This is a genomic window from Flintibacter hominis (assembly GCF_014287965.1).
Classification (GTDB): Bacteria; Bacillota; Clostridia; order Oscillospirales; family Oscillospiraceae; genus Lawsonibacter; species Lawsonibacter aceti.
This window is the reverse complement of the sequence record NZ_JACOPO010000001.1, coordinates 546,043-556,964: the sequence shown is the minus strand read 5'-3', so window position 1 is coordinate 556,964 and position 10,922 is coordinate 546,043. Positions and strand designations below refer to the sequence as shown.

The 10,922-nt window shown below is 54.9% G+C and carries 10 protein-coding genes; 2 read left to right on the top strand and 8 right to left on the bottom strand.

The genetic code is table 11. The features are described from left to right. Position 1: 1 nt before the first annotated feature. On the top strand, positions 2–2,038 hold the full coding sequence (locus tag H8S11_RS02660; protein WP_186852084.1) for an LTA synthase family protein: 2,037 nt from the start codon (positions 2–4) through the stop codon (positions 2,036–2,038). 485 nt (positions 2,039–2,523) lie between these two features. Further along, positions 2,524–3,159 (top strand): GyrI-like domain-containing protein, encoded by a 636-nt coding sequence (locus tag H8S11_RS02655; RefSeq protein WP_147572145.1) that lies wholly within the window; start codon positions 2,524–2,526, stop codon positions 3,157–3,159. Positions 3,160–3,441: 282 nt separating this feature from the next. Here H8S11_RS02655 and H8S11_RS02650 read toward each other — a convergent pair whose 3' ends face one another. The 8 genes from H8S11_RS02650 to H8S11_RS02615 form a co-directional block, all read right to left on the bottom strand. Next, positions 3,442–3,900, bottom strand: a complete 459-nt coding sequence (locus H8S11_RS02650) for a helix-turn-helix domain-containing protein (protein WP_147572144.1) — start codon at positions 3,898–3,900, stop codon at positions 3,442–3,444. Between the two features lie 320 nt (positions 3,901–4,220). Next, on the bottom strand, positions 4,221–5,372 hold the full coding sequence (locus H8S11_RS02645; RefSeq protein ID WP_243200896.1) for an ABC transporter substrate-binding protein: 1,152 nt from the start codon (positions 5,370–5,372) through the stop codon (positions 4,221–4,223). A 71-nt stretch (positions 5,373–5,443) separates the two neighbouring features. Then, positions 5,444–6,298 carry an ABC transporter permease gene (locus H8S11_RS02640; RefSeq protein WP_147572143.1) on the bottom strand — a complete coding sequence of 285 codons (855 nt, stop codon included), beginning with the start codon at positions 6,296–6,298 and terminating at the stop codon, positions 5,444–5,446. Then, the gene (locus H8S11_RS02635) at positions 6,295–7,302 is read right to left on the bottom strand and encodes an ABC transporter permease (RefSeq protein WP_243200895.1); all 1,008 of its coding nucleotides are present in this window, start codon (positions 7,300–7,302) and stop codon (positions 6,295–6,297) included. Before H8S11_RS02635 ends, H8S11_RS02640 begins: the two co-directional genes overlap by 4 nt. After that, positions 7,289–8,467 (bottom strand): ABC transporter ATP-binding protein, encoded by a 1,179-nt coding sequence (locus H8S11_RS02630; protein WP_147572142.1) that lies wholly within the window; start codon positions 8,465–8,467, stop codon positions 7,289–7,291. The genes H8S11_RS02635 and H8S11_RS02630 overlap by 14 nt, the downstream gene beginning before the upstream one ends. 264 nt (positions 8,468–8,731) lie before the next feature. Further along, positions 8,732–9,691 (bottom strand): hypothetical protein, encoded by a 960-nt coding sequence (locus H8S11_RS02625; protein WP_186852083.1) that lies wholly within the window; start codon positions 9,689–9,691, stop codon positions 8,732–8,734. Beyond that, positions 9,672–9,908, bottom strand: coding sequence for a helix-turn-helix domain-containing protein (locus tag H8S11_RS02620; protein ID WP_186852082.1), 237 nt, complete (start codon positions 9,906–9,908; stop codon positions 9,672–9,674). The genes H8S11_RS02625 and H8S11_RS02620 overlap by 20 nt, the downstream gene beginning before the upstream one ends. A 9-nt stretch (positions 9,909–9,917) precedes the next feature. Further along, complete coding sequence (locus H8S11_RS02615) at positions 9,918–10,856, bottom strand: hypothetical protein (RefSeq protein WP_186852081.1); 939 nt, start codon at positions 10,854–10,856, stop codon at positions 9,918–9,920. Between the last annotated feature and the right edge of the window lie 66 nt (positions 10,857–10,922).

The following is a 10,922-nucleotide window of genomic DNA, read 5'->3' as shown; positions in this document are numbered from 1 at the left end:
CATGAACGGATCTGTTCCGCTTCGGGGCCTTCCTATCCCAGAGCGGTGGCGGAGGCTTGCCCTCCCTTCCCTGTTTTTCGCCGCGGTCATCTACTATGAAGAATTATTCTTGAAGCTGTACTGCTTTTACTCCCTGTCCCCTGTTGGAATGCTGTTCACCCTACTGTTCACTCTGCCTGTGGCCCTCCTCTTGGGACTCTTGTGCGGCGGCCTGCCCCCCCGCCAGGGCCGGGTCCTGTTACCTCTGCTCACGCTGCTCCTCTCCCTGTGGATCGGGGCCCAGGCCATCTATTATCACCTGTTCAAGACCTTTCTGACCATCTTCTCTCTGACCAAGATGGCGATGGTCGCCGGGGCCTTTGGCGATATGGCCACCATGGAGGTATTAGTCAACTGGTTCCCTGTGCTGATGATGGCCATTCCGGTGATTCTGTCCTTCCTCTTTCGCCAGCGGCTAGTCCCAGACCATCCTCCTCTGGTCCGGGGCCAGAGGAGACGATGGGCGGTCATGGCCGCCGCTATCCAGTTGGCCACCATGTGCATCGTGCTGCTGTGCAGCGGCGGCGCCATGTCCCTGCGGTATATCTACACCCAGGCCGCTGTCCCGGCTCTGGAAACGCAATATTTCGGCATGATGACCCAGACACAGTTGGAGATCCGCCGGGTCCTCTTTGGCATCGACCCAGACCAACCTGCCGACCCGGATATCTCCCAGGAGCCTGACGGCACAGAAGTGAACGGTTCCACGCCAAACCGCAGCGGCGACCACGTGATGGACCTCCCCTTTGACACTCTCATCCGGCAGGAAACGGATGCAGATATGCTGGCGATGCATCAGTGGTTCTCCCAGCGGGAACCCACGGCTAAAAACCAGTGGACCGGCTATTTTAAGGGTAAAAATCTGGTCTGGATCGTGGCAGAGGGCTTTTCCACCCTGGCCATGGATCCCCAGCGCACCCCCACTCTGTGGAAGCTGTCCCACCAGGGCTTTGTATTTGAGAACTTCTATACCCCGTTGTGGGGAGTATCCACCTCGGACGGTGAGTATGTTACCACTACCAGTCTGATCCCCAAGTCGGGTGTTTGGAGCTACTCCCAATCCTCGGACAACTATATGCCCTTCGCGCTGGGTACCCAATTCCGCAAGGAAGGCTACCGGACCATGGCCTTCCACGACTACCTCTACGACTACTACGACCGGAATCTATCCCACTCCAATATGGGCTATGAGTACTATGCCATCAATCAGGGGTTACGGGCGGAGGATGTGATTCCTGCCGACGATCTGGCTGCTGGGCGGATTTTTCCCCCTTCTGACGAGATGATGATGGATACCATTGTCCCCATGTTTGTGGATGAGGACCAGTTCATGGTCTACTGCCTGACAGTCAGCGGCCACCTGAATTATACGCTGGAGGAGAATATCATGTCTGCCCGCCACTGGGACGAGGTCAAGGACCTGCCGTACAGCGACCCGGTCAAGTGCTATCTTGCCAGCCAAATCGAGCTGGAGCTGGCTGTGGAGAGCCTGGTAGAGCAGTTGGAGGCGGCGGGAAAACTGGAGGATACGGTCATTGTCCTGTCCGCCGACCACTACCCCTACGGCCTCACTGACGAGGAGTACAGCGAGTTGTTGGGCCACCCGGTGGACCCAATATTTGAGATCTATGAAAATACTTTGATCCTGTGGAGCGCCGACCTGGAGGAGCCGGTCTATGTGGACAAATACTGCTCCAGCCTGGACGTAATGCCAACCCTATCTAACCTCTTTGATTTGGAATATGACTCCAGATTGCTCATGGGGTCGGACATTTTGTCCGACAGCCCGGAGCTGGTGATTTTCGCCGATTACAGCTTTATTAACGAGCGGGGCTACTACAACTCCTCCGACGACTTGTTCACCCGCTGGGACGGCAGCGAAACCGATTTGGAGGCCCTGGTCCCCCTGGTCAATGAGGTACAAAATCGGGTGGCCTATTCCGCCTCCATTCTGGATACAGATTACTACCGTCTTCTCTTCCACTCCCCTACTGACTAAAGACGCCCCCTGGTTATCCAGGGGGCGTCTTTCCTGTATATCAAACCCGCGGGCGGGGTATTTTTGGTCTGCCGCCCCGAGGCCGGCTGAGGGGCAGCAGTGAGCGGGCCGGTCCTTCTCCTGGCGTTCTGCCTGATAGAGAAGTCCGGGGGCCGGCGCAGTAGGGCGTCATCGGCCCAGACGGCCCATTGTCCGTCATTTCAAAGAATGGGTCAGCGGGTATCCACCCTTGACCTAATCTTAGGATACCATGTACGCCCAGGGAATTTTTCACAGAACTGCAAATAATTCATGAACCTTCCATGAACAGGCCTATGGTACATTCCAGCAAGGTGTCCTGGATATCCATGGGTATCGCGGCAGCCGTTCTCTGATCCTGTTCCCCACCTTGAAGAGAGCCTAAAAATATTGTATAGTTACAAATATCCCATCATTGAAGCCCCACTGACCGGGGCACACACCAGTGGCATAAGGAGGACAACTATATGGCCTTTGATTTCAAAAAAGAATTCAAAGAATTTTATATGCCAAAGGACAGGCCGGAGATCGTAGAGGTCCCGTCCACCAACTACATCGCAGTGAGAGGCGAGGGAGATCCCAATGCAGAGGGCGGCGCGTACCAGCGGGCGATCAGTATCCTATATGCCGTTGCGTACACGTTAAAAATGAGCTACAAGAGCGATTATAAGATTGAGGGCTTTTTTGAGTATGTCGTTCCCCCACTGGAAGGGTTCTGGTGGCAGGGCGGTACAGCCGGGGCGGGCTATGGGCGTAAAGAGGACTTTCACTGGATCTCCGTCATTCGTCTGCCGGATTTTGTGACCAGAGAACACTTTGGCTGGGCAGTCCAAACTGCTGAGAAGAAGAAGCGGATAGACTGCTCATCGGCCGAATTCCTGACGATCCATGAGGGTCTGTGCGTCCAGATCATGCATCTTGGCCCATTTGACGAGGAGCCCAAGACCGTGGCTCTGATGGAGGAATATTTAGAAAAACATGGATATGTGACAGATCTCACAGCCGACCGCCTGCATCACGAGATCTATCTGTCCGACGCGAGAAAAGTGGCGCCTGAACGGTGGAAAACAGTGATCCGCCATCCCATCAAGAAAAAGGCATAAGTCTTTGTCAGTCCAATTTGAGGCCCTTCCCTCCAGGGAGGGGCCTCTTTATATTATTTTTTATGAAGCGTATATGCCACAACCGTACATATGATGATCCCAACGCTAAACGGAACGGCATACAGAAAGGCAACGCTGGCCGGCGCGCTGTAGCAGGAGTGCTCAATACCGCAAAGCATATCACGGTAATGATAGGCAACCACGAAACACATTATGTCAGATAGTACAATCGCGAGCGCCGTGAACAAATAACTCAACTTTTTCATATGCCTGCCCCCCAATTCATTTTTTTCGCAATATTAGTGCTAATCCTATAACCATCGAAAGCACGCAGAGAATGATAAGTATACCAGATCCGCTCAAAGTAACTGTTGAAGCAGCATTAAGCTGTTCCGCTGCGCTTGGACTCAAAACCATCATAGCTCCGAACAGGATCAGACAGATAGCACCCACCAAGCAAAGCCCTATGCCCACTTTCATTTCGATTGCTTTTGGATCTTTGGTTTTTTCTAGTTCCTGTGGCACTTCATTTGTCCCTTGAGTAAATGCCTCGTCTTTCACAAGTTCGTCGATAGTAATGTCAAAGCACTCGCTCAATGCTAACAGTTTTTCTAATTCAGGCGTTGATATTCCACTCTCCCATTTGGAGATAGCCTGTCTTGAAACGCCTATTTTCTCCGCCAGCTGTTCCTGAGAAAGCCCGCTGTTCCGCCTGAACTGATAGATCCTTTCAGACAACATCTTCTTTCCCTCCCTATAAGCACTATACCGCCATTCCTAGTTACATACTATCAACTATGGTTGAAACTTCCGCAACCGGCGGTTGCGGAAGCAATTTTTTTCTTCTATAACAGATATCCTTATCCCGCACCGTAGTCAAGAAGTGAATATCAATAGTATACTCCCGATTCTTTTTCACTGCCAGAGGTATCTCTTCTCTAGCTATCGGTATCCAACGACGGTCTCCCCCCTGATCTTAATTGAGTCCTCCATCCCCTCTTAAGGTTTTTACCGGCCACATAAAAAGCCCGCTATCTCTTTTCAGAGATAGCGGGCCTGTTTCAGTTAATACCCAGTTGAGTCCAGAGCTCGTTGTACAGATTGCGGATATCGGGCGGGGTGACCAGATAGGCTTCGCACCGGTCCAACACCTCCTGGGGAGCGGCCATAATCTCATACAGCTCCATATCCAGAGGCTCGCCGTACTGCTCCTCGTACCAAGCGGGGTACTGCTCCAGCGCCTCGCTGTTGGGAGAGGCATACCAGATATAGTCCATGTTGGCCAGGTTGGCCTCGGTGGAGGCAATAAAATTGATCCATTCATGGGCCTCGTCCACATTCTGAGCGTTTTTCAGAATGCACATGGCGTCTACAAACCAGTTGGAACCCTCCTCAGGCACCACATAGGCCAAATCAGGGTTGTTCTCCCGCATGGTCAGGTAGTCGCCGGCGTAATAGGCGGTGATAGCGGCGTTGCCCCGCTCCATGGCCTGGAAGATCTCGTCCATATAGAATGCCTGATAGACGCCCTTGGCGTTGGCATCAGCCAGCAGCTGATAGGCCTCACGGATCTCACTCTCATCAGTGGTATTGACGGAGTAGCCCAGATAGTACAGCGCAATGCCCAGGGCGTCACGGGAGTTGCGGATCATCACCACATTGTCGGCGTACTTCTCATCGAACATAGAACTCCAACTGGTAATGGGCTCGTCTACCATAGTGGTGTTATAGATGATGCCCAAAGTACCCCAGGTGTACGGTACGGTATACAGATTCTCTGGATCATAGGACAGATTCCGGAATCGTGGGTCGATCTTCTCAAAGTTGGGGATCTTGCTGTAGTCCAGCTCCTGAAGCATCCCCTCCTCAATCAGCTGAGAGATCATATAGTCAGAGGGGACGATAACATCATAGTTCGCTCCGCCCAGGGCCAGGGTAGAATACAGCGCCTCGTTGCTCTCGGCGGTCTGGTAGTTGACCTCGATGCCGGTCTTCTCCTCAAATTCATCGATCAGGCTTGTGTCGATATACTCACCCCAGCTGCACACATTGACGACCCGCTTTCCGGTGTTGGTGCCGCTGCTGTTGTTGCCCGCGCTGCCGGTACTGCCGCTCCCCGCGGTATCCCCTCCATTGTCCTCCATGGCGCATCCGGACAGGAACAGGCCCAGCGCCATGGTCATGGCGAGGGTCAAGGCTGCGATTTTTTTCAATTTATCATTCCTCCAGTAATTTTTAAGAATATATCTCCAGGCCGGCAGGCCCTGAGAACAAAATAGGGTGATTATCGTCTTTGCTTTCTGGCCTTCTCCAATCGGGCTTCCCTCACATTGTTGATAATGAGCAGGAGCAGCACCGTAGCAAAGAGCAGGGTGGAAATGGCGTTGATCTTAGGGGTAATCCGCTTCTTAGTCATGCCGTAAATAGTCATGGCCAAGGTGGACACTGAGGAGCCGGCAGTAAAGTAGGAGATGACGAAGTCATCCACGCTCATGGTGAAGGCGATGAGCGCGCCGGACACAATGCCCGGCTTGATTTCGGGCACCACGACCTTCCAGAACGCCTGCATCCAGGTGCAGCCCAGGTCCTGGGCCGCGTCGATGAGGTGGCCGTCCATCTGCCTCAGCTTGGGCATGATGCACAGCACCACATGTGGGATATCAAAGCAGATATGGGCGATCAGTAAGGAGCCAAAGCCCATATACAGCCTGGGCGCGGTAAGCCGATGGGTCGTTTCCATCCATTCCACAAAACCGTTCCAGGCGCCGAAGGCAGCCACGAAGAACAGACACAGCGCCACGCCGGTGACGATATCGGCGTTGATCATTGGGATGTTGTTGACCGTCACCAGGGGCTCCCGCCAACGCCGGCGCATATTGTAAAAACCGATGGAGGCAAAGGTGCCCACAACAGTAGATACCACTGTGGCGATCAGGGATACCGTCAGCGTGGTATATACGCTCTGCATAATGATCCGGTCCTTGAACAGCTCCTGATACCACTTTAGAGAAAAGCCCTGCCAGACCGCGTTACTATTTCCCTCGTTAAAGGAGAAGATGATAAGCAGAAAGATAGGGGCATACAGGAACAGAAACACCATGACCATAAAGGCACGGGAAGCGATACCATTTTTTCTCATAGCGTCACCGCCTGTTCTTCGCCCTCTCCAAAGCGATTCATAATCCACATACAGGTGACCACAATGACCATCATTACCAGGGAGATAGCCGAGCCCAGCCTCGGGTTGTAGGCGTTGCCCAGAAACTGCATCTCGATCAGGTCACCCAGCATGATCTGGGTGCCGCCGCCCAGCATTTTGGAGATTGCAAAGGTGGAAACGGCCGGAACAAACACCATAGTAATGCCGGACAGCACACCGGGTAGGGACAGGGGCAGGGTAATCTTCCGGAATACCCGGGCAGAGCTGGCCCCCAAGTCCCTGGCTGCCTCCAGCAGAGAGTTGTCCAGCTTAAGCAGCACCGAATAGATGGGCAGGATCATAAAGGGCAGGTAGTTGTAAACCATGCCAAGCACCACAGCGCCCTGGGTGTTGAGCAGCTTAAAAAACTTCATATTGGTCGGCCGGGCTACATCCAGCAGGAAATCGGCTGGCAGCAGTTCCCCGATCCCCGGCAGATCTTTCAGGGCCGGCAGCACCGTCGTGTTGATGGCCGCGCAGACATCATTGAGCCAGCCATTCAATAAATTGCCCAGATCTATGATGCCCACCGCCTGGAAAAACTGGTTCAGAATGCCGCTGTTGTCCAGAATGGACATCCAGGCGTAGGTCCTCAGGAGGAAGTTCATCCACATGGGCAGCATAATGATGACCATGGCCATCTTCTGAAAGCCGGGGCCCTCCTTGGCCATGAAGTAGGCCAAGGGATAGCCGATGAGGACGCAGATAGCCGTGGCAATGATGGCCAGCTTGAAGGAGCGGGTAAAAACCACCGCGTAGGTACCCATCCGGGCAAAATTATCCAGGGTAAACGCCTCTCTCCAGTTGCCCGCCGCGATCAATTCGGCGCTGTTCGCCGTGGTAAAGGCGTAGAACACCACCATAAAGATGGGGACAATGGTGAATACCGCCATCCACAACACATAGGGGGCGGCAAACAGGGAAAGCAGCTTATTCCTTTTCATCTCCGTCCTCCCCATCCGCCTCGTCCGGTTCCAGGGAGGCGTCGCCGATCTCCTCGTACTCCTCGGAGTAAGAGGAGTAGTCGCCAAACATCCCGGAGTATTGGCTCTTCTTCATAACGTGGATGCCATCGGGATCAATCTTGATGCCGATGCGGCTGCCCACGGGGGACAGGTCGGTAGTCTGGATCAGCCACTTGAAGCCATAGAAGTCTACGATGATGTCGTACTGCATTCCCTTGAAGGTCACGTTGGTGACCGTGCCCCTCAGCTGGCCCTGGTCCTCGGGGACGATATCCACGTCCTCGGGCCGGATGACCACATCCACCGCCTCGTCCTTCTCAAAGCCTCCGTCCAGGCACTGGAACCGCCGGTTGAAGATCTCCACCACTCCGTCCTCTCGCATGATGCCGTCGATGATATTGGACTCACCGATAAAGTCGGCCACAAAGGCATTTTTCGGCTCATTATAGATGTCCTCAGGAGTGCCGATTTGCTGGATCTTGCCGCCGTCCATGACCACTACAGTGTCGGACATGGCCAAGGCCTCCTCCTGGTCGTGGGTAACATAAATAAAGGTGATCTCCATAGCCTGCTGGATGCGCTTGAGCTCATTCTGCATATCCTTGCGCAGCTTCAGGTCCAGGGCGCCCAAGGGCTCGTCCAGCAGAAGCACCTTGGGCCGGTTCACCAGGGCCCGCGCAATGGCCACCCGCTGCTGCTGGCCGCCGGACAGCTGGCTGATGTGCCGCTTTTCAAAGCCCTTCAGGTTGACCACCTCCAGCATCTCCATGACACGCTGGTGGATCTCCTTTTCCGGCAGCTTGACTTTTTTCCCCTTATCATCCGCCTTCGGGATACGCAGGCCAAAGGCCACGTTCTCATATACGTTCAGGTGGGGAAACAGGGCATACTTCTGGAATACCGTGTTCACCGCCCGTTTATGGGGCGGAACAGCATTAATCCTCACACCGTCAAAAAAAACATCGCCAGAGGTGGGCGTCTGAAAACCACCAATGATTCTGAGTGTGGTGGTCTTGCCGCACCCGCTGGGACCCAGCAGTGTGAGGAATTCCTTGTCGTTGATATACAAATTGATTCCATCCAGCACCACTTCGCCGTCAAAGGACATGGTGCAGTTGGACAGACGGATCAGCTCCTTGGACATCTCGCTTATCCCCCTTTAGTCTGATAAAAACTTGTCAGCTCCCTCGATTTATTCACCCGGTTCGGCGTCCGCTCGCTGTGGACATCCGGGGGGCCGGGTTTTCACGGATAGCGAGATACACTATATCCGGTCATACCCCAAATGTCAATGATTTTCCCTAAAATTTTTTCTGACTTTTCCCCTCCGCTCCCCCGCAGCATGTCCAGACCGGTTTTGGACCCAAACAGGACAGCGGGAGAGGGTCCTTTCCCTCTCCCGCCGATCCTAATCCAAATTCAGATAAACCACGCGGCCCATCCCCCGCTCATCCAGCTGGACCAGCTGGTGGGAAGCGCCCGCTTCCGTCCCCAGAGTGTAGACAGACCGCTCTGTGTCTCCAGTCCGGTCCCTCTGGGTCACAAGGGCCCAGACCGCCCCCTGGGGCCGCTCCAGGGACAGCCCCTCTCCCACTTCCTCCATGGTCAGCGTCCTACGGTCCAGCAGCTCCTCCTCTCCGTACCAGCGGACCTCCAGCTCTGTCACCCGCTCCACAGATTCCATCGTTACTTCCGCCGTAAAAGAGAATATTTCCTCCTCCCCATCGGCGGTCTTGGTTTGGGTGTCTGTGACCTTAGTGGTAAATCCCCCCATACCGCCGTAGCTGTTTCCACTGCCGTCCAGATAGACCGTGCCATCCTCCATCTGGTACACCTGATAGGCAGTCCAGCAGTAGTCAAACTCGTTTGTATTCCAGTTTCTGTCATCCAAAGGCGGTCCAAAGTAGACCGTTCCGCTGATGGACTCTTCCTCATCGCCCACTTTAATATGAGCGCCCGCCAGGCCGCTGGTACCGGCATATTGAGTACCGCCTTCTTCCAGCTCCTCCTCGGCCAAAAAGCAGTTCAGGCCAGGCAGACCTGGAAATTCATAGTCCTGTCCGTGAGGATCGTCGGTAAACCGTCCAATTAAAATCTTTTTGGGAAAGGACAGGGTGCCGAAGTCCTCTGTTTTCATTTCCTCTGTGCCGTACTCCACCCAGTGACTCTGGTCCACCGGGATCTCCTCCCCCTCCTTCGGCATCTTCTCCAATACCATGTGAAAACCGATAAACTGGTCCGCTCCGGGGTCCTCCCTCTCTGGCCGGGCCAGTCGGCTGCCAGAAGTGCTGGCGGCTAGGGCCGCCAGAAAGCAGGCCAGCAGGACGACCGCCGCTCCTGTCTTCCCCTTAGTCCACAGTTTCTTCATCTTTGTCCTCCAATCGTCCGTCAAAGTGGAGAATGTCCCCCACCTGACAGTCCAGATAGTAGCATATCCTATTGATGGTGTGGAAGCGCACACCGCTGGCCTTCCCGGAGCGCAAGATAGACAGGTTAGCCTCGGTAATTCCCACCTTGGCACATAGCTCCTTAGAGGTCATGCCCCGCTCCTTCAGCACGTCGCTCAAATATACTCTGATCGCCATAGCTTTCCCTCAAATGATGGAGTCGTTGTCCTCCTGGAGGACCGCCCCCCGCTGAAGGCAGCGGCACAGGAGAAACAGCCCGGCGGAGGCCGCCAGTGAGAACAGCGGGAGGGTGATGGAGAAGCTGGCGGAAAGCAGCTCCCCCACCAGGGCCAGTTGGAGCAGGTTGGCAAAGACAGTCAGCGTCACAGTAGCTTGCGCCGCCGTCTTGCAGGCCAGAGCAACACGGCCGCACAGCTCCGCCCCCGCCTGGTCAAAGGTGCCGCCCCCCAGGACGGGGGCCAGCTCGGAGCCCCAAACCATAGTTACAGCTACCAGCAGGCCGGGGGCGGCGTTCAGCACCCCCAGAACAATCAGGACTGGCAGCGTCAGCCCTCCAAGGTCCGTGTTGCCTTCCACCACCTGGGCCCACTGGGCAGCTACCCCGGCGGTCCCTCCGTAGGCCACGGAAAAGGCACACAGCAGGGCACAGCCGGAGAGCAGCGCCCCAAAGGCGGCAGCCAGGCGCTGGGTGGGTGCCCCATCCAGGCCCCGGAGCAGCTTCAAAACCAGCCACGCCGCCCCCATAGACAGCACCGTACACCCTCCGGCTAAGGGGAAGATCTGGGACGCGGTCTCCCCCAGCTGGGTCGGATTGGCCAAATAAAAGAGCCAGCAGAAGATCACAGGGGCCATCAAGCCAAGAAGGAGATCCTCCATCCCTCTGCCCTTCTTCCCTATCCGAGTCAGGAGCAGCAAGGGCGCCCCGCTGACCAGCAGGACTACCAACCAGGCCAGCAGGTCGCCCCCAAAGCCAGACAGGGACAGCACCCTTAGACCCCGCCCTACTGATAGGAGAGGGTCATTCATCGTGCTCCACCCGGCTTTGGCGGACAACAGCCCTCCGGCCAGAGCCGCCAGCAGCCCCAGAATGGCTCCCCCTGTTAGCATCCACAGTTTTTTCTTCATATCTATTCCGCCCTTCAATTATTGTTTAACAATAATTTTAAATATAAGATATCAAAAAAATTATTG

What these genes read in the sequence shown, in the direction of transcription:
- H8S11_RS02630 (WP_147572142.1), bottom strand. Translation starts at nt 8,467, where the DNA reads ATGTCCAAGGAGCTGATCCGTCTGTCCAACTGCACCATGTCCTTTGAC.
- H8S11_RS02625 (WP_186852083.1), bottom strand. Translation starts at nt 9,691, where the DNA reads ATGAAGAAACTGTGGACTAAGGGGAAGACAGGAGCGGCGGTCGTCCTG.
- H8S11_RS02660 (WP_186852084.1), top strand. Translation starts at nt 2, where the DNA reads ATGAACGGATCTGTTCCGCTTCGGGGCCTTCCTATCCCAGAGCGGTGG.
- H8S11_RS02640 (WP_147572143.1), bottom strand. Translation starts at nt 6,298, where the DNA reads ATGAGAAAAAATGGTATCGCTTCCCGTGCCTTTATGGTCATGGTGTTT.
- H8S11_RS02615 (WP_186852081.1), bottom strand. Translation starts at nt 10,856, where the DNA reads ATGAAGAAAAAACTGTGGATGCTAACAGGGGGAGCCATTCTGGGGCTG.
- H8S11_RS02635 (WP_243200895.1), bottom strand. Translation starts at nt 7,302, where the DNA reads ATGAAAAGGAATAAGCTGCTTTCCCTGTTTGCCGCCCCCTATGTGTTG.
- H8S11_RS02655 (WP_147572145.1), top strand. Translation starts at nt 2,524, where the DNA reads ATGGCCTTTGATTTCAAAAAAGAATTCAAAGAATTTTATATGCCAAAG.
- H8S11_RS02620 (WP_186852082.1), bottom strand. Translation starts at nt 9,908, where the DNA reads ATGGCGATCAGAGTATATTTGAGCGACGTGCTGAAGGAGCGGGGCATG.
- H8S11_RS02650 (WP_147572144.1), bottom strand. Translation starts at nt 3,900, where the DNA reads ATGTTGTCTGAAAGGATCTATCAGTTCAGGCGGAACAGCGGGCTTTCT.